At 72.9% G+C, this 18,604-nt stretch carries 17 protein-coding genes; 2 read left to right on the top strand and 15 right to left on the bottom strand.

From position 1 onward, the window contains the following. Positions 1-259: 259 nt before the first annotated feature. The 3 genes from AC6H2I_RS26785 to AC6H2I_RS26775 all read right to left on the bottom strand — a co-directional run bounded on the left by AC6H2I_RS26785 (position 260) and on the right by AC6H2I_RS26775 (position 3,076). On the bottom strand, positions 260-868 hold the full coding sequence (locus AC6H2I_RS26785; protein WP_497503832.1) for an HAD family hydrolase: 609 nt from the start codon (positions 866-868) through the stop codon (positions 260-262). 7 nt (positions 869-875) lie between these two features. Next, on the bottom strand, positions 876-1,625 hold the full coding sequence (locus AC6H2I_RS26780) for a DsbA family protein (protein ID WP_497503831.1): 750 nt from the start codon (positions 1,623-1,625) through the stop codon (positions 876-878). Positions 1,626-1,723: 98 nt separating this feature from the next. Then, a complete protein-coding gene (locus AC6H2I_RS26775; RefSeq protein WP_497503830.1) occupies positions 1,724-3,076 on the bottom strand; it encodes a M48 family metalloprotease in 1,353 nt (450 codons plus the stop codon). A 61-nt stretch (positions 3,077-3,137) separates the two neighbouring features. On the opposite strand from AC6H2I_RS26775, the gene AC6H2I_RS26770 reads away from it, so the two are divergent. Beyond that, entirely contained in the window at positions 3,138-4,382 is a 1,245-nt protein-coding gene (locus AC6H2I_RS26770) for a gamma-glutamyltransferase (protein ID WP_497503829.1), read from the top strand. Positions 4,383-4,535: 153 nt separating this feature from the next. Then, positions 4,536-5,687, top strand: a complete 1,152-nt coding sequence (locus AC6H2I_RS26765; RefSeq protein ID WP_497503828.1) for a pyridoxal phosphate-dependent aminotransferase — start codon at positions 4,536-4,538, stop codon at positions 5,685-5,687. A 4-nt stretch (positions 5,688-5,691) separates the two neighbouring features. Here AC6H2I_RS26765 and deoA read toward each other — a convergent pair whose 3' ends face one another. From deoA to AC6H2I_RS26705, 12 genes are all read right to left on the bottom strand, one after another. After that, positions 5,692-7,023 (bottom strand): thymidine phosphorylase, encoded by a 1,332-nt coding sequence (gene deoA, locus AC6H2I_RS26760; RefSeq protein ID WP_497503827.1) that lies wholly within the window; start codon positions 7,021-7,023, stop codon positions 5,692-5,694. Positions 7,024-7,033: 10 nt separating this feature from the next. Next, positions 7,034-7,852: a deoxyribose-phosphate aldolase gene (gene deoC / locus AC6H2I_RS26755; RefSeq protein ID WP_497503826.1), complete on the bottom strand. Its 819-nt coding sequence runs from the start codon at positions 7,850-7,852 to the stop codon at positions 7,034-7,036. Continuing rightward, positions 7,849-8,682, bottom strand: a complete 834-nt coding sequence (locus AC6H2I_RS26750) for a purine-nucleoside phosphorylase (RefSeq protein ID WP_497503825.1) — start codon at positions 8,680-8,682, stop codon at positions 7,849-7,851. Before AC6H2I_RS26750 ends, deoC begins: the two co-directional genes overlap by 4 nt. Further along, positions 8,679-9,128: a cytidine deaminase gene (gene cdd / locus AC6H2I_RS26745; protein ID WP_497503824.1), complete on the bottom strand. Its 450-nt coding sequence runs from the start codon at positions 9,126-9,128 to the stop codon at positions 8,679-8,681. Before cdd ends, AC6H2I_RS26750 begins: the two co-directional genes overlap by 4 nt. 5 nt (positions 9,129-9,133) lie before the next feature. Further along, the gene (locus tag AC6H2I_RS26740) at positions 9,134-10,105 is read right to left on the bottom strand and encodes an ABC transporter permease (RefSeq protein WP_497503823.1); all 972 of its coding nucleotides are present in this window, start codon (positions 10,103-10,105) and stop codon (positions 9,134-9,136) included. A 3-nt stretch (positions 10,106-10,108) separates the two neighbouring features. Continuing rightward, the gene (locus AC6H2I_RS26735) at positions 10,109-11,224 is read right to left on the bottom strand and encodes an ABC transporter permease (RefSeq protein WP_497503822.1); all 1,116 of its coding nucleotides are present in this window, start codon (positions 11,222-11,224) and stop codon (positions 10,109-10,111) included. A 97-nt stretch (positions 11,225-11,321) separates the two neighbouring features. Beyond that, positions 11,322-12,965, bottom strand: coding sequence for an FGGY-family carbohydrate kinase (locus tag AC6H2I_RS26730; RefSeq protein WP_497503821.1), 1,644 nt, complete (start codon positions 12,963-12,965; stop codon positions 11,322-11,324). A 50-nt stretch (positions 12,966-13,015) separates the two neighbouring features. Next, on the bottom strand, positions 13,016-13,945 hold the full coding sequence (gene rbsK / locus AC6H2I_RS26725; protein WP_497503820.1) for a ribokinase: 930 nt from the start codon (positions 13,943-13,945) through the stop codon (positions 13,016-13,018). Positions 13,946-13,974: 29 nt separating this feature from the next. After that, entirely contained in the window at positions 13,975-15,060 is a 1,086-nt protein-coding gene (locus tag AC6H2I_RS26720) for an aldose 1-epimerase family protein (RefSeq protein ID WP_497503819.1), read from the bottom strand. A gap of 20 nt (positions 15,061-15,080) precedes the next feature. Beyond that, complete coding sequence (locus tag AC6H2I_RS26715) at positions 15,081-16,088, bottom strand: ABC transporter permease (protein WP_497503818.1); 1,008 nt, start codon at positions 16,086-16,088, stop codon at positions 15,081-15,083. An 11-nt stretch (positions 16,089-16,099) separates the two neighbouring features. After that, on the bottom strand, positions 16,100-17,077 hold the full coding sequence (locus AC6H2I_RS26710) for an ABC transporter permease (protein ID WP_497503817.1): 978 nt from the start codon (positions 17,075-17,077) through the stop codon (positions 16,100-16,102). Between the two features lie 10 nt (positions 17,078-17,087). Next, entirely contained in the window at positions 17,088-18,587 is a 1,500-nt protein-coding gene (locus tag AC6H2I_RS26705; RefSeq protein WP_497503816.1) for a sugar ABC transporter ATP-binding protein, read from the bottom strand. Between the last annotated feature and the right edge of the window lie 17 nt (positions 18,588-18,604).

Below are 18,604 nucleotides of genomic sequence, written 5' to 3'. Positions count from 1 at the left end.
CAGCGGGACCCCGACGCCTTATCGTGGACGATGCCCGCAGCGCGCGCTGCGGGCATCGTCGTGTCGGGCCGTGCCGGCGGTGCGGCGCGCCATCCCGTGGCGCCGGATCTGGCGCCATCCGGCGTCGCCGCGGCCGCGCCGTGGCGCCAGCCGCTCGCCCGAATTGACGTTCGCCCGAATTGAAAAACCCCAGCCCGGCCGGGCTGGGGTGTCCACGCAGGCCGTCACCGCGCCTCGTCGTGACGCGCCGCCGGCGGCGTCACAACAGACCCAGCCCCGCGAGGTCGCGGCGCAGCGTCTCCGCGCCGCGGAAGTGAATCGCATGCATGCCGGCCTCGCGGGCCGCCTCGACGTTGGCGGGGGAGTCGTCGATGAAGACCGCCCGTCCCGGCTCCAGCCGGTGCCGGTCGAGGAGAAGGCGGTAGATCGCCGGGTCGGGCTTGACCAGGCCGACCTCCCCCGACACCACCACGCCGTCGAACAGGTTGAGAAAATCGAAGCGCCGGCGCGCCAGCACCAGCTTGTCGACGGAGAAGTTGGTGATGGAGTAGAGCGGCACGCCCCGCGCCTTCAGCGCGCGCAGGATGTCGGGCGTGCCGGGGATCTCGCCCGGCACCATGTCGTTCCAGCGCTCGTCGTAGGCGCGGATCAGTTCGCCGCACTCCGGGTGCTCGGCGGTCAGCAGGCGCACCGCTTCGTCCCACGGCCGCCCGCGGTCCTGCTCCAGATTCCAGGCGGGGGTGCAGACGGTGTCGAGGAAATGCTCCATCAGGTCCTCGTCCCCCTCGAACAGCTCGCGGTAGAGGTGCCGCGGATCCCATTCGATGAGGACGTTGCCGATGTCGAAGACGACGGTGTCGGGGGTCATGGCCGGGTCAGCCCTCCTCGCGGGCCTTGGCGACGAGCGCCTTCATCTGCTCCAGCTTGATGGCGCCCGGCACCAGCTCGTCGCCAACCACGAACGCCGGCGTGCCGCGGATGCCCAGGGATTCCGCGAGCTCGTGGTTCGCGGCCACGGTGGCGGCCACCTCCGGCGAGTCCATGTCGGCCTTCAGCTTGCCGGTGTCGAGCCCGACCGACGACGCCAGACGCAGGATCGTCCCCTCGTCCAGCTTGCCGCGATGGCCCATCAGCGCGTTGTGGAGGTCCAGGTACTTGCCCTGGGCCCGCGCCGCCAGCGCCGCCCGCGACGCCACCACCGACTCCGGGCCGAGGATCGGAAACTCCTTGAACACGAAGCGCAGCTTGCCGTCGTCGGCGATCAGCCGCTCCACGTCGCCCTGTACCGCCTTGCAGTAGCCGCACTGGTAGTCGAAGAACTCCACCACCGTCACATCCCCCCGCGGGTTGCCGGCCACCGGGTCGGCCGGGTTCTCCAGCAGCTTGGCGCGGTTCTCGGCCAGGGCCTGGCGGGCCTGCTCCTGCTCGGCGGCCTGCTCGCGGCGCTGCAGCTCGCCCATGGCCTCCACCAGGACCTCGGGGTTCGCGACCAGGTAGTCCCGGACGATCTGCTCGATGGCCCGGCGCTGGCCCTCGTCGAAGGCCTGGGCGCCGGCCTGGACGGCGGGGCCGACGAGCGCCAGCGTGGTGGCCGCGGCGAGGAGAAGGGTGCGGAAGCGGGGCATGGGACGGGGGTCTCCGGAAGGGGCGGTGGCGGCTACCATGGCGCGGCGCCGCTCGCCGGGCAAGCGTCGCACCGCCGCGTTGACGGGCTTGTGACGGGTCACTCCTTGCGGCCGGCCTGGCCGCGGATGTCCTGGGCCCTCAACCACGCCGGCGAGCCGGCGGCCAGCATCCGCTCGGCCCGTTCGGCCAGGGCCAGCGCCATCGGCTTGTCGCCGCGGGCCAGCGCCTCCTCGGCCGACGCGTAGGCGACCATCGCCTCGTCGCCCTTGAGGTTCCAGGCCTGGGCCATCAGCCGCCACAGGAACGCCGAACGGTGCTGGGAGCGCGCCGCCTCCTGGAGATTGCGGATCGCCTCGTCGGCCAACCTTGGATTGTTCTGCTCCAGCAGGGCGTGGGCGAGCGACACCCGGATCGGCGCGGCGTCCGGGGCGTGCTGCACCGCCTCGCGGTAGGGGGCGACGGCCTCGGACGCCCGGCCCGTCTGCAGCAGAAGGTCGCCCTTGGTCTCGTGGAAGAAGGCGTTGCGCGGCTCCTGGGCGATCAGCCCGTCGACCAGCGGCATCGCCCGGTCCACCTCGCCGCGGCGCAGATAGGCGTACGCGCGCCCGTAGCGCGCGCTGACCGCGCGGTCGCCCTCGCGGTAGCGGCGCAGCGCCCCGGCCGGATCGAGATACGCGTACAGCTTGGCCTTGATGCGGTCGTAGCGCTCGACCTCCGACGCCGGAAGGGTGCGGTCGGACACCGGCGAGCGTTCGACATGGGCGCGCACCGCGTCCATGCGTTCGCGGCTCAGCGGGTGGGTCAGCCGGTAGGGCGCGTCGGAGTCGGTCTGGGTCAGCAACGGTTCGCCGGCCCCCAGCGTGTCCAGGAACGCGTAGAGGCCGCGGGCGGACACGCCGGCGCGGTCCATGTAGTTCAGCGCCGCCTGGTCGGCCGAGGCCTCCTGGCCACGGGAGAAGGACAGGTAGTTCCGCTCCGCCAGGTGCTGGCCCAGCATCACCCCGGCGACGCCGGCCCCGGCGTTGCCCGACGCGACGCCGCCGACGATCCCCAGCCCCATGCCGATCAGCGAGGACAGGAAGGCGTTGTCCATGGCCTCGCTGCCGCGCACCAGGTGGCCACCGGCGATGTGGCCGGTTTCGTGCGCGATCACGCCGATCAGCTGCTCGGCGTCGGTGTTCAGGATCAGGCCGGTGTGCAGGAAGATGTTCTGCCCGCCGGCGACGAACGCGTTCAGCGAGGAATCGTTGACCAGCACGATGTGCACCGCGTCCGGGCTGACACCGGCCGCGCTGAAGATTGGCCGCGCCATCTCCCGGATGGTATGTTCCGTTTCGGCGTCGCTGAGGAGCTGCATCCCGCGCCGCTGCGCGCCGACCGGCGCCGTTCCCGACACCAGAAGCATGGCGACCATGGCGACGACCAAAACGAGCCTGTTGGGCTTGAGCACCTGTCCGACCTCCGTCTTCCGCAACGGTGGGGCATCCCCTACCCGGCAAATCTGGCGAGGGTTGGGCGCGATTGCGATAGCCATCGGTCTGCTGCCGGGCTGCGTCAACAACAATGTCAACAAGCGTCCGCCCGCCCACGCCCTGCTGGCCGCCGACGAGCCGACCGCCGCCGTGGTCGGCCGCGACGTCCTGCTGGAGGGCGGCACCGCCGCCGACGCCGCCGCGGCGATGGCGCTGACCATGGCGGTGACCCTGCCGTCGCGGGTCGGGCTGGGCGGCGGCGGCGTCTGCCTGGTCCACGACGCCGCGGCCCGGGACACCCGCACCCTCGACTTCCGCCCCCTGCCGGCCGGCGGCGGCGTCGCGGCGCCGGCGCTGCTGCGCGGCGTCTATGCCCTGCAGGCCGCCGACGGCGCCATGCGGTGGGAGCAGCTGGCGGTGCGCGCGGAAACCCTGGCCCGCACCGGGGTCCCGGTCAGCCGCGCCCTGGCGCAGGACGTCGCCGACGCGGCCCACCGCCTCACCGGACCGGAGACCCTGCGCCTGTTCGTGCCCGGGGGCGTCCCGCTGGCCGCCGGCAGCCGGCTGGTCCAGCCGGATCTGGCGGCGACCCTGTCGCAGGTGCGGCGCTACGGGTTGACCCCCGTCTACGTGGGAACCGGGGCGGAGGCGTTCGCCGCCGGGCTGGGCATCGAGGCCCAGGCGGTGCGCGGCGTGCTGCCGGCCTGGGGCGGCACCGCGGCGCTGGAGCTCGGCGGCGGCGCGTCGCTGCACGTCGCCGACTTCCCCTCCCCCGCCGCCGGGACGGCGCTGGCCGACCTCTTCGCCGCGGGCGCCACCCTGCCCTACGGACCGGGGGCGGCCCACGCTGCCGGCTTCGCGGTGGTCGACGGCCGCGACAACGCGGTGGCCTGCTCCTTCACCATGGGCAGCCCGTTCGGCACCGGCCGCATGGTGCCGGGCACCGGCGTGCTCGGCGCCTACGCCGTCGAGGCGCCCGATTTCGGCACCCCGGCGCTGGTCACCACCCGCATCGGCCGCACCCTGTTCGCCGCCTCCGGCAACTCCGACGGGCGGGCCTCGGCCACCGGGCCGGCGGCGCTGCTCGACGTCGCCGGCCCGGTCCTGCGCGAGGAGCGGCGGCCGGCCGAGGTGCTCGCCGCCCGCTCCGAGGAGGCGCCCGGCCACGTTCCGGTGGTGGCCTGCCGGGTGATCCGCGAGAGCGGCGCCAAGGACTGCCAGGCCGCCGCCGACCCGCGGGCCCATGGCCTGGCCTTCGACGTCGAGGTGGCGCCGCCGTCGTGAGACGGCGGCGGCACGGCGCACCGGGGGGCGCATCACCGGGGGACGCATCACCGGGGGACGAGGGGCGGGGCGGACCGCCGGTGCCGGGGGGTGGTGCCGCGGCGGGCAAACCGCTATGACTGCGGCCACGTCCATCCCGGAAGGCGAACGACCATGAAGGCATCAACGCGCGGCAACGTCCCCCCGTTCTTCGTGATGGAGGTCATGCGCGCCGCCTTCGCGCGGGAGCGGGCCGGGCTGGAGGTCCTCCACCTGGAGGTCGGGCAGCCGTCGACCGGCGCCCCCGCGGCGGTGCGCGACGCCGCGAAGGCGGCGCTGGACGCCGACAAGCTGGGCTACACCGACGCGCTGGGCATCCCGCCCCTGCGCGCGGCCATCGCGGACTGGTACCGCGACCGCTACGGCGTGGGCGTGCCGGCCGGACGCGTGGCGGTCACCACCGGCTCGTCCGGGGCGTTCCAGCTGGGCTTCCTGGCCGCCTTCGATCCCGGCGACCGCGTCGCCATGGCGTCGCCGTCCTACCCCGCCTACCGCCACACCCTGACCGCCATCGGCGTGGAGCCGGTGGAGCTGGACACCGGCCCCGACCAGCGTTTCCAGCCCACCATCGCGCTTCTGGAGGCGCTCGACCGGCCGATCCAGGGCCTGATCGTGGCCAGCCCCGCCAACCCCACCGGCACCATGCTGAGCCGGCAGGAGCTGACCGATCTCGCCCGCTGGTGCGACGCCAACGGCGTGCGCCTGGTGTCGGACGAAATCTACCACGGCCTGACCTACGGCCAGGAGGCGGTCACCGCCGCGGAGGTCTCCGACAGCGCGCTGGTGATCAACAGCTTCTCCAAGTACTTCTCGATGACGGGGTGGCGGCTGGGCTGGATGGTGGTGCCCGACGATCTGCTGCGCTCCGTCGAATGCCTGGGGCAGAACCTGTTCATCTCGGCGCCGACCCTGTCGCAGATGGCCGCGGTGGCGACCTTCGCCTGCACCGAGGAGCTGGACGCCCACGTCGCCCGCTACGCCCGCAACCGCGCGTTGCTGCTGCGCGAGCTGCCCAAGGCCGGGTTCGACACGCTGGCCCCGGCCGACGGTGCGTTCTACGTCTACGCCGACGTGTCCGCCATGACCGACGACAGCGAGGCGTTCTGCCGGCGCCTGCTGGCCGACACCGGCATCGCCGCGACCCCCGGCGTCGACTTCGACCCGGCGCGCGGCCGCCGCTTCGTCCGCTTCTCCTTCGCCGGGGCGGAGGACACCATCGCCGAGGCGGCCCGCCGCCTGATCGCGTGGCGCGCCGCGCACGGCTGAGGGGTCAGATCCGCTTGGCGATGGTCCGGCCGACGGTCGGGGTGGCGGCGGGGGCGGACTCGGCAAGGGTGAAGGCCGCCCGCACCGCCACGGCGGCGCGCTGGGCGTCGGCGTCGCTGCGGGCGTGCACCACGGCCAGCGGCCGGTCGTGGCGCCCCACCGCCTCGCCCGGTCCGGCGACCGCGTCGAGCCCGACCGCCGGGTCGACGGCATCGCTCACCCGGACCCGGCCCCCGCCAAGGCCGATCACGGCAACCCCCAGCGCCCGGGTGTCCACCGCGGTGACGAATCCGTCGCAGGGCGCGGCCACCGCCAGCCGCACCGGCGCGGCGGCGAGGTGGCGGTCCGGGGCCTCCAGCAGGTCGGCAGGGCCGCCCAGCGCCACGACCATGCGGGCGAAGCGCTCCGCCGCCGCTCCCGACGCCACGGCGGCGTCGAAGCGCCGGCGCCCCTCGGCGGCGTCGCCCGCCAGCTCGGCCAGCGCCAGCAGTTCCCCGGTCAGCGCCGCCGTCACCTCGTAGAGCCGCGGGTCGGCCGGCTCGCCGCGCAGCACCGCCATCGCCTCGCGCATCTCCAGCGCGTTGCCGGCGGAGCGGCCCAGCACCTGGTTCATGTCGGTCAGCAGGGCCACCGCCGGAAGCTCGGCCCCAGCGGCGACGGTGACGATGCTCTCGGCCAGCGCCTCGGCGTCCGCGGCATCGACCATGAAGGCGCCGGACCCGAACTTCACGTCCATCACCAGGGCGTCGAGGCCGGCGGCCAGCTTCTTGGCGAGGATCGAGGCGGTGATGAGGTCCAGCGACTCCACCGTCGCGGTGACGTCGCGGATCGCGTAGAGCCGGCGGTCGGCCGGGGCGAGGTCGGACGTCGCGCCGATCACCGCGCATCCCACCTCCCGCACCACCCGCTGCAGGGTCGCCAGGTCGGGCTGCGAGCGGTAGCCGGGAATGCTGTCGAACTTGTCCAGCGTGCCGCCGGTGTGGCCGAGGCCCCGGCCCGACACCATGGGCACGAAGCCGCCACAGGCGGCGACCGCCGGGGCGAGGACCAGACTGACCTTGTCCCCGACTCCGCCGGTGGAATGCTTGTCGACCACGGGCCCGGGCAGGCCCAGCGGGCGCCAGTCGAGCACCGTGCCGGAACGGGTCATGGCGCGGGTGAGCGCCACCCGCTCGTCCAGCCGCAGCCCCCGGAAGAACACGGCCATGGCGAAGGCGGCGGCCTGCCCTTCGCCGACGGACCCGTCGACGATCCCGGCGACGAACGCGTCCAGCTCCGCCGCGGAGAGGAGGTGGCCATCGCGCTTCCGGCGGATGACCTCCTGGGGCAGGATCACCGGCCGGCCCTCAATACGCTTCGGCCGGGTCCTTGCCGACCGTTCCGCCCTCCCCCAGCACCGCCAGCAGGTCGTCGAGCAGCGCGGAGGCGCCGAAGCGGAAGGTTGCCGGCGCCGCCCAGTCCTTGCCCATGATGACGTCGGCGAGGTGCAGGAAGCCCGCCGCCGCCGCCGCGTCGCGGATGCCGCCCGAGGCCTTGAAGCCGACCGGCCGGCCCGAGTGGCCGATGGCGTGCAGGATCAGTGCCGCGTTCTCCAGGGTGGCGGCGGGCTGAACCCGCCCGGTGGAGGTCTTCAGGAAGTCGGCGCCGGCGTTGATGGCGTCGCGCGCCGCCCAGTCCAGCAGGTCGGCGTCGGGGAACGCGCCGGCCTCGAGGATCACCTTCATCACCGTCTGCTCGCCGCACGCCTCGCGGCAGGCCCGCACCAGGTTGAGCGGCTGGGTGCGCGCGCCCTCGATGAAGCTGCGGTACGGCAGAACCACGTCCACCTCGTGGCAGCCGGCGGCGATCGCCGCGGTCGTCTCCGCGACCACCGCGGCGGTGTCGGCATCGCCGTCGGGGAAGTTGACGACGGTGGCGACCCGCACCGGCGTGCCGTTCAGGGCGGTGCGCGCCTGCGTCACGAAGCGCGGCCAGACGCATACGGCGGCGACCGGGCCGGCCGGCGTGACGGCGCGTCGGCACAGCGCCGCGACCCGCTCCTCGGTGTCGTCGTCGTTCAGGCTGGTCAGGTCGAGAAGCGACAAGGCACGGCGGGCCGACGAGTCGGTCGGCGCCATGGAGGCAGCGTCGTCGACGACGAGCTGCAGGTCGGCGGAGAGCTTCATCGCGGGTTCACGTCCTCTTCCGTCAGTCCTTCCAGGAAGCCGACCAGCAGCCGTTCCAGATCGGCGGTGGCGGCCGCTGCGGTGCGCAGCGTGTGATGGTGGTCGACCGGCCCGGTGCCGATCCCGACCCCCAGGTTGGTGATCACCGCGCACCCGACCACCCGCAGCCCGCAATGGCGCGCCACGATGCACTCGGGAACGGTCGACATGCCGACGGCGTCGGCCCCCAGCCCCCTCAACATCCGGACCTCCGCCGGCGTCTCGAAGCTGGGGCCGAGCCACGCCGCGTACACCCCCTCGGCCAGAGGAACGCCCGCGGCGGCGGCGGCGGCGTGCAACCCGGCGCGCAGCCGCGGGTCCCAGGCGTCGACCAGGCTGGGGAAGCGCGGCCCCACGGACTCGTCGTTGGGGCCGACCAGCGGGTTGGTGCCCAGCAGGTTGATGTGGTCGGCGATCGCCATCAGTCGGCCCGGCCCGACCTCCGGTCGCAGCGACCCCGCCGCGCAGGTCACCACCAGGACGCCGCAGCCCGCCAGCTTCAGAGCGCGGACGGCGGTGCGCAGGGGGGCGAAGTCGCCGCCCTCGTAGGCGTGCACCCGGCCCTGCATGCAGGCCACCGCCTGGCCGCCGAGGCGCCCCAGGACCAGCCGGCCGGCGTGCCCCTCGACAAGCGGCCGGGGAAAGCCCGCCAGCTCGTCGTAAGGGATCGCAACGGCGCCCTCGATCCGGTCGGCGATGGCGCCGAGACCGGAGCCCAGCACCAGCCCGACCCGCGGGTGCAGGTCGGGCGCGCGCACCAGGATGTCGGCGGCGGCGCGTGCGGCGGTCATCGGCGCTCCCCTTCCCCAGCCGGCCCGCCCAACTGGTCGGGTCCGAACGATTGCGGCAGCAGTTCGCCCAAGGTGAACGTCCGGCGCAAGCCTTCCGGTCCACAGACATGGATGGGAAGGTCGGGCGCCGCGAACTCGCGCAGCCGCTGGCGGCACCCGCCGCAGGGCGTGCACAGCCGGCCGTCGCCCGGTTTTCCGCCGATCACCACGAGCTCGGCGATGCACCGCTCGCCGGCCGCGACCATGGCGCCGATCGCCGAGGCCTCGGCGCACTGCCCCTGGGGATAGGCGGCGTTCTCGACGTTGGCGCCGGCGAACACCGCCCCCGATTCGCCGCGCAGGGCGGCACCGACGGCGAATCCGGAATAGGGCGCATAGGCGTTCGCCCGCACCGCGCCGGCGGCGGCGATCAGGTCGGCCGGCCCGGCCATGGGGCTCTCCGTCATCAGCCTCAGCGCTCCTTCACATAGGGCGTTCCGCTGGCTTTGGGAGCCACCGCCCGGCCGACGAATCCGGCGAGCAGAAGGACCGTCAGCACATAGGGCAGCATCTGGATGAACTGCACGGGAATGGTCCCGATCAGCGGCAGCGCGACGCCCTGGAGGCGCACCTGCACCGCATCGGCGAGGGCGAACAGCAGGCAGGCGCCCAGGGTCGGCCACGGCCGCCACTTGCCGAAGATGAGCGCCGCCAGCGCCAGATAGCCCTTGCCCGCGGTCATGTCGCGCACGAAGCCGGCGCCGTGGGCGATCGAGAGGTAGGCGCCGGCCGTCCCGGTCAGCGCGCCGGTCAGCAGCAGCGCCCGGTAGCGCAGCCCGGCCACCGAGACGCCGGCGGTGTCGACCGCCGCCGGATTCTCGCCGACCGCCCGCAGGCGCAGCCCGAACCGGGTGCGCTCCAGCACCAGGCTGGTCGCCACCACCACCGCCAGGGCCACCCACACCAGCACGTTGTTGGCGTCGATCAGCACGTCGTAGACGATGCCCAGCACCGGCACGGAGTCGGCCAGCGGCCCCGGCAGGTCGACCTCGGGAAGTCGCTGGGCCGACGGCAGAATCGGCGTCTGGCCGCCCTGGCGGAACCAGGCGAAGGCCAGGGTCGGCGCCAGGCCGGCAACCAGGATGTTGATGGCCATCCCCGACACCACCTGGTTGCCGCCGTAGGTGACGCAGGCGAAGCCGTGAACCAGCGCCAGCGCCATGCCCGCGGCGATGCCGGCGAGCAGCCCCAGCCAGGGGTCGCCGGCGAGCGACGCGACCGCCGCGGCGAAGAAGGCGCCGGCCAGCATCTTGCCCTCCAGGCCGATGTCGACGACCCCGGCCCGCTCGCTGTAGAGCCCGGCGAAGGCGGCGAGCACCAGCGGGGTCGCGACCCGCACCGTGGCGTCGGCGATCAGCAAAAGCATCATGAGGGTGTCGGCCATGGTCTAGCCGGCCTCGGCCGCGGCGGCGCGGCGGCCGCGGACGATCGCCTCGATGCGCGGCCGAAACAGATTCTCCAGCGCCCCGGCCATGAGGATGACCAGCCCCTGGATGACCATCACCAGCTCCCGGTTGATGGTCGGGTAGTCGAAGGAGATGTTGGCGCCGCCCTGGGCCAGCACGCCGAACAGCAGCGCCGCCGGAACGATCCCCAGCGGATGGTTGCGCCCCATCAGGGCGACGGCGATGCCGACGAAGCCGGCGCCGTTGACGAAGTTCAGGATGATCCGGTGCTGGACGCCGAGGATGTCGTTGACCCCGACCAGCCCGGCCAGCGCGCCCGACAGCACCATCGCCAGGATCACCGCCCGGTCCGGCCGGATGCCGGCGTAGACCGCGGCCCGCTCGTTGCGGCCGACGGTGCGCAGCGCGTAGCCCCAGCGGGTGTGCCAGACGAACACCCAGACGAAGGCGCACGCGGCCAGCGCCACCAGGAAGGACAGGTTGAGGGGGGAGCGCGCGACCTCCACCCCCACCCAGCCGAACACCCGGTCCACCGTGGGCAGCCAGGACTCCGCCGGGAACGCCCGGGTTTCCGGCGCCTGCTGTCCCGGCTTGATCAGCACGTCCACCAGCAGCCAGGTCATGACCGCCGCGGCGATGAAGTTGAACATGATCGTGGTGATGACCACGTGGCTGCCGCGCCGCGCCTGCAGCCAGCCCGGCAGGAACGCCCAGGCCGCGCCGAACAGGGCCGCCAGGAACACGCCGGCCGCCGCGACCGCCGGCCAGGCCCACCCCGACAGCGCCAGGCCGGCCAGCCCGGCGCCGAGGCCGCCGATGTAGGCCTGCCCCTCGCCGCCGATGTTGAACAGGCCAGCGTGGAAGGCGACCGCCACCGCCAGCCCGGTGAAGATGTAGTTGGTGGTGAAGTAGAGCGTGTAGCCGATGGCCTCGGGGTAGCCCAGCGCCTCGCTCACCATCAGGCGCAGCACCGCCACCGGGTTCTCGCCGATCACCAGGATGACCAGCGACGACAGGGCGAGCGCGGCCACCAGGTTGACCAGCGGAATCACGCCCCAATCGACCCAGCGCGGCACCGTGCCCCCACCGCCCGCCATCGCCCCCCCGTCCGCGACGCCCCGTCGACAGCGACAGTGCCGCGCCGCACGCGCCAGCGCAAGCGCAAGCGCGCAGCGGGAAAGCGCCGGCCCCCGATCAGCCCGCCGGCGCCGCCATCAGCCGGCGGTAGGCCATCTGGTCGTCGTGCAGGCGGCGAAACACCTGGTACTTCCGGTCCTGGTAGGCCGCGCCGCCACCGCCGGCCGGGCCGACCACCGCGCCGGCGCGGCTCATCGCCGCCATGGCGGCGGTCGGGCCGGGGTACGCGCCGGCCGCCACCGCCCCCAGCACGGCGCCGCCCAGCAGCACCGCCTCCGGCTCCTCGGGCAGCACCACCGGGCACCCCAGCGCGTCGGCGTGGGCCTGCACGAACACCGGGTTCTTGGTGCCGCCGCCGCAGGCGAGAACCGTGTCGATGGCGTAGCCGCCGGCGTTCATGGCCTCGACGATGTGCCGTGTGCCGTAGGCCACGGCCTGCACCGTGGCGAGGTAGAGCAACGCCAGATCGTCGACGCTGTCGGACAGGCGCAGGCCGCTGATCATGCCGCGCAGGCTGGCGTCGGCCCGCGGCGACCGGTTGCCGTGGAAGTCCGGCAGCACGTGGAGGTCGCGCGTCAGCTCCGCCGCCGGCACCCCGTCGCGCACCGCCAGGACGGCGAGGCGGTCGTTGAGCGCCCGATAGACGGTCTCCCCCCGCCGCTCCGCCGCCGCGGCGAGTTCGGCGTGGCGCGGATGGCCCTGCACCACGTGGTCGATCAGGGCGCCGGTCGCCGACTGCCCGCCCTCGTTCAGCCACAGGCCGGGGATCATCGCCGCGTGGTACGGTCCCCAGACCCCGGGGATGAAGCGCGGCGCGCCGGGGCTGACCGCCATGTGGCAGCTCGACGTGCCGCCGATCAGCGCCAGCCGCCGGTCGAAATCCACCGCCCCGCCGCCCGGCACGGCCGCCCCGATGACGCCGAGGCCGCCGGCATGGGCATCGATCAGCGAGGTCGCCACGGGAATGCCGGGCGCCAGGCCGAGTTCGGCCGCGGCGGCGGCGGCCAGGCCGCCGGGAATGGCACCGCCCACCGCGCCGACCTCCGCGCCGATGCGGGCGTGGCCGTCATCGGCCAGGTCGCCGAGGCCGACGGCGCGCAGGAACCCGTCGTCCCAGCGCCCCTCGTGCCCGAGATAGGTCCATTTGCAGACCAGCGAGCACAGCGACCGCCGCCGCGACCCCGTGGCCCGCCAGGTCAGGAAGTCGGGCAGGTCGAAGACATGCGCCGCCCGCCGCCAGGTGTCGGGCAGGGTCTCCTTCAGCCACAGCAGCTTGGGGATCTGCATCTCCAGCGACAGGCGGCCGCCGACGTAGCGCAGCACGGCGTGCCCGCCGGCGTTGATCCGCGCCGTCTGGTCGCCGGCGCGGTGGTCCATCCACACGATGACGTTGCGGGCGTCGTCGCCCCCGGGATCGACGGTGACCGGCCGCCCCGCCGCGTCCAGCACCACCAGCGAGCAGGTGGCGTCGAAGCCGACGCCGACCACCTCGGGCCGCTCCGCACAGCCTTCCAGCGCCTCGCGGACGGCGGCGCACACGGCCTGCCAGATGTCGTCGGAGGACTGCTCCGCCCACTCCGGCTCCGGCCGCCACAGCCGGATCGGCCGGGCCGCCGTGGCGAGCCGCCGGCCGTGCAGGTCGAACACCCCGGCGCGGGCGCTGCCGGTGCCGACGTCCACCCCGATGACCGCGCGTGCCATGTCCCCCTCCCGTGTCCGTGTCCGTGCCGGTGCCCGTGTGGATGTCCGTGTCAGTCGAGGCCGGCGCAGAACGCCTCGAACGCCGCGCGGGTGGCGTAGGATTTCTGCGTCCCCGGCCGGGTGATGCTGTCGGCGGCGTAGCGTACGGCCATGGCCAGCGCGGCGTCGAGGTCGCGCCCCGCCACGTAGTAGCGGGCGAAGCTGCCGATGAAGGCGTCTCCGGCCCCGGTGGTGTCCACCGGGCGCACCGGCACCGGGGCGATGGCGCGGCTCGCCTCGCCCGCCGTGACCAGCAGCGCGCCGTGCGCCCCCAGGGTGACGATCACCGTGCGGATGCCGCGCCCGATCAACGACCGCGCCGCCGCCTCGGCCTCGGCCTCGGAGGTCACCGGCAGGCCGGAGATGGTGGCCAGCTCGGTCTGGTTGGGGACCAGGAAGGTGACCCGCTCGATCCGCCGGGGATCCAGCTCCGCCGGCGCCGGGGCCGGGTTGAGCAGCGTCTCGATGCCGTGGCGGGCACCGAAGGCGATGGTGTGGTAGACCGTCTCCAGCGGCACCTCGAGTTGCATGACGATGAGATCGCACGCCTTCAGCGCCTCGGCGGCGCGGTCGACGTCGGCCGGTGCCAGCAGGGCGTTGGCGCCCTTGACGATGAGGATGCGGTTCTCCCCCGACGGGTCGACGAAGATCGGGGCGACGCCGCTGGAGGTGCCGGGCACCCGTTCCACGAAGCGGGTGTCGATGCCGCAGGCGCCGAGGTTGCGGATCGTGTTGTCGGCGAAGATGTCGTCGCCGACCTTGGTGACCATCATGACCTCGGCGCCCAGCCGGGCCGCCGCGACGGCCTGGTTGGCGCCCTTGCCGCCGCACCCCATCTCGAAGCGCGGCGCCTCGATGGTCTCGCCCGGTGCCGGCATGCGGTCGGTGTAGGTGATGAGGTCGACCATGTTGCTGCCGACCACGGCGATCTTTCCCGGCATGGCGTTCTCTCCTCTCACTGGGCGCCGGTTCACAGCGCCGCGATGGCGCGCTGCGCCGCGTCGGCCTCGTCCGGCCGCAGGTGGCCCAGGCGCACGCTGAAGCGCCGGGTCTCGCCACCGGCCAGGGACTGCACGTTGCCCTTGGCCCGTTCCGCGCCGTAGCCCTCGGGCTCGCAGGTCGACGGCAGGGCGAAGGCGCACACCGCCTGGTCACCGTTCACCAGCACCCAGCGCACCGTCTTCGGGAACGCGGTGACGTCGTAGGCGATGTGGAACGCGTCGCCCGCGGGCCGCCGCAGCATCAGCGCGGTGCGCCCGTCGGCGCCGGCGCGCAGGCCGCGGACATAGAACACCTGCTCCGGGTCGTAGCGGCCGGGCTGGTCCAGCACCTCCATGGCGGCGGGGTCGCGGGACAGCTCCTCCAGGAAGGCATCGTAGCCGGGGCTGCGCGGCACGTGGGCCGGCACCGTGGTGCGCACCACCGTGCGGTCGGGCGTGAAGGGAGCGGGCTGGACGATGCGCCCCCCCTCGGCGAAGGCGAAGTTGACGTGGCACATGTACATCAGGTCCATCGCCGCCGCCGATCGGTTCTCCACCGCCATGGCGATGTCGAACAGCGCGCTGTCCGGGCGCAGCACCACCCGCGGATGCGCCGCGTAGTGGGCGCCGAAGCCCATGACGTACTCGCGCAGGCCCGTCACCGCCAGATACGGCCCCTCCGCGTCCTCGCCGACCTCCAGCCCGGCCGCGTCCAGCGGCGCGCACGGCATCTCGCCGTGCAGGGGATGGCTGTCCGCCGGCCCCGGGCAGCCGTTGCGCAGCAGGCCGGAATGGAAGGCGAAGCAGCCGTACGTGCCGACGATGACCTCGGCCGGGCGCGGCGTGGCGAACATGTTCGCCATGGTCAGGTCGACGCCATCGAACACGGCGTCCCACACCATCTGCCCGAAGAAGGGCAGCACCACCAGGTGGCCGCGGCGGTTGGCCAGGCGCACCGCCTCGATGCCGCTGTCGTAGCGGAACAGGCTGGCGGTGATGCCGGCGGCCTCGACCACCGGGCGTTCGGCCTCGGTGAAGAACCCCTTGCGGAGATGGATGGCGGAATGGACGGTCATGGCTCCCCTCCGGCGCCCGGTCAGCGGGTGCGTGTCTGATAGGCGTTGATGGCGATCACCAGCAGCAGGAATCCGCCCCAGATGAAGTCGATGAGGTGGTTGGAGAAACGCAGGATCTGGAAGCCGCTGGACAGCAGCATGAGGGCCAGCACGGCGATCGCCACGCCCAGCACCGTGCCCCGCCCGCCCGCCGGGTTGGTGCCGCCCAGCACGGCGATCAGCACCGCCTGCAGCAGGTACGAGGTGCCGTAGTCGGACTTGGCGGCGTTGGTGCGCCCGGACAGGATGATGCCGGCGATGGAGGCCAGCGTGCCGGTCAGCACATAGCTCCAGAACACCATGCGCGCGCTCTTCAGCCCGGCGAACAGCGCGGCCTTCGGGTTGGTGCCGATCAGCATCAGGTTGACGCCGAAGGTGGTGCGCGAGAGCAGGAAGGCGATGGCGGCGGCCACCACCACGAACAGCACGAACGGGGTGGCCAGGCCGGCGATCTTGCCGTTGCCGAGGAACGCCCAGGCGGTGGGAAAGCCGACGATGGCCGGCCCCCCGGTCAGCACGATGGCCAGCCCGGTGAACACCTGGCCGCTGCCCAGGGTGGCCAGGATCGGGGTGATCCCCAGGCGGGTCACCAGCAGCCCGTTCAGGGCCCCCGCCGCCATCCCGGTGGCCAGCGCCACCACGGCGCCCAGCACCACCACCGGCACCCCGGTGTCGGCGACGCCGCCGGCCCCGGCGAGGCGGTGGAACACCACCCCGGCGAGGATGCCCGACAGGTTGGCGATGCCGACCACCGACAGGTCGATGCCCCCGGTCAGCATCGCGATCATCATCGCGATCGACAGCAGGCCCAGTTCCGGGAAGATGTAGGTGATCGATTCGAAGTTGTAGTAGCGCAGGAACTTGTCGGGGCTCAGCGCCGTCATGACCGCGAAGATCAGCACCGTCATCGCCAGCAGCTGGACGATGTTGTTGTCGCGGTTGACCAGGGCGCGGAGGTCGAAGCGGGTGGTGGGCTGTGGCTGTGTCATGGTGCGGACCCTCACGCCTGGCGCCGGCGGTCGCGCCACGCGGTGACGGCGGTGGCGGCGACGATGATGACGCCGACCACCACCCTCTGCCAGGTGGTGTCGACCTTCATGATGATGAGGCTGTTCTTGACCATCACGAGCATGAAGACGCCCAGCATGGTCCCCAGCACGGTGCCCCGCCCGCCGAAGATGGAGGCCCCGCCCAGCACCACCGCGGCGATGACGTCGAGCTCCAGCCCGACAAAGTCGCGCGGGTTGGCGAGCCAGATCATGCCGGCGTGCAGCAGGCCGGCGAAGCCCGCCAGCGCCCCGGCGGTGCAGTAGATGAAGAAGATGGTCCGGCGCAGGTCGAAGCCGGCGCGCCGCGCCGCCTCCGCGTCGCCGCCCAGCGCGTACGCGCTGCGCCCGATCATGGTGTGCCGCAGCACCAGGTGCACCGCCACCGCCAGACCCAGATAGACCAGAACCATGGCGGTGAGGCCGTAGGTGGCACCGCCCGCCTTGGTCAGGCTGACCACCTCGGTCTTGGCGAAGTCCATCAGCGCGTCGGGCATCTTGTTGATGTTGATCATGCTGGTGCCGACGACGCCGAGCAGGAACCCGCGCACCATGCTGCCGGTGCCCAGCGTCACGATCAGCGGGATCATCCGGAATTTGTAGACGAAGAAGGCGTTGAGGCAGCCGAACAGCAGGCCGATCACCGCCGCCATCAGGAAGGGCAGCGCCACCCCGTCGTAGCCGACGTAGAGCATCGCCTTGACGGTCAGGTACATGGCGGCGACGGCGAAGGCCGGGAACGACACGTCGATGCCGCCGGAGATCATCACCAGCAGCACGCCCAGCGCCATGATGCCGATGATCACGTTGCTGCGCAGCAGGCTGAACAGGTTGTCGAGCTGCCAGAAGGCCGGATTGACCAAACCGATGAGGATCATGGCGAGCAGCAGGATGCCCGCGATGACCGTTTCCGAACGCCGGAGCCAGGCCATCACCGTCTCCTCACGTGAACGTCTTCAGGCGCTCGCTGACCTGCTCTTCCGAGGTCGCGGCGCTGTCCAGGGTGTCGACAAACCGGCCGCGGTGCATCAGCACGATGCGATTGCAGTTCTGCACCAGTTCGAGGACATCGTCTGAAATCATCAGGACCGCGAGCTGGTGGTGGACCGCCAGTTCACGGATCTTGCGGTGGATCTCGGCCTTGGAGCCGACGTCGACGCCGACCGTCGGTCCGTTGAGGACCAGGACGCGGGCGTCGGTCAGCAACCAGCGCGCCAGCACGACCCGCTGCTGGTTGCCCCCCGACAGCGTGTTGACCGCGGCCGCCCCCGACGGCGCGGCGATCGCCATGGTGCGCATCATGCCGGCCGTCAGCTCCGCCGCGCGGGCGCGGTCGATCACCAGATGCGGGGCCAGCCGGTCGTAGGACGTCGCCAGCATGTTGCGGTCGATGCTCTGGGTCAGGAACAGGCCCTCGGTCAGCCGGTCCTCGGGGACGTAGGCGATGCCCGCGGCGATCGCGTCGGCGGTCGAGGCGAGGCGGACCGGCGCCCCGTCGATGCGGATCTCGCCGCGGTGACCGGGCAGCATGCCGAAGAGGGCCAGCGCCACCTCGGTGCGGCCGGACCCGAGCAGGCCGGACAGGCCGACGATCTCGCCCGGGCGCAGCGCGAGGTCCAGCCCCTCGAAATGGCCGGGGGCGGTCAGGCCGCGGATCTCCAGCCGCGGCGGCGGGTTGCCGGGCGGCGGCCTCCAGACATAGGGTTCGGTCAGAATGTCGGAGCCGGTCATGTGGCGCACGATGGCCGCCTCGTCGAACCCGCCGGTCGCCCCCTCGGCGACCTTGCGGCCGTTGCGGATGACGGTGATCCGCTCGCTGATCTCCAGCATCTCGCGCATCTTGTGGCTGACGAACAGCACGGCGATGCCACGGGCCTGGATGTCCCGGACGATGCGGAACAGGGTCTCGACCTCCTTGCGGGTCAGGGCCGTGGTCGGCTCGTCCATGATGATGAGGCGGGCGTCGGACATCAGCGCCCGGGCGATGGCGACCAGCTGCTTGCCGGCGGTCGGCAGGGCGCCGACCGTGGCCTCGAGGTCGAGCGCCACGCCCAGGCGGGCCACCGCGTCCCGGGCGATGGCCCGGGTGCGCCGCCAGTCCATGCGCCGGCGCTTCTCGCGCAGGTGCACGTTCATCGCCAGGTTCTCGGCGACCGTGAGGTTCCCGAACAGGGAGAAGTCCTGGTAGATCACCTGGATGCCGCGGTCGATGGCGGCGATCGGCGTCAGCGGCCCGATCGCCTTCCCGTCCATGCGGAGCTCCCCGGCGTCGGGGCGGTAGACGCCCGACATGATCTTGATGACGGTGGATTTGCCGGAGCCGTTCTCGCCGGCCAGGCAGTGGATCTCGCCGGCCCGGATGACGAGCGACATGGCGTCCAGGGCAACCACCCCGGAAAACTCCTTGCGGATGCCGCGGAGTTCGATGAGTGCGTCGGTCATGGCGAGCCCGCCCGTTC

It is taken from the genome of Azospirillum sp. NS33, assembly GCF_059703765.1.
Note: the sequence above shows the minus strand (reverse complement) of the source record. Positions and strands in the feature narration are given on the sequence as shown.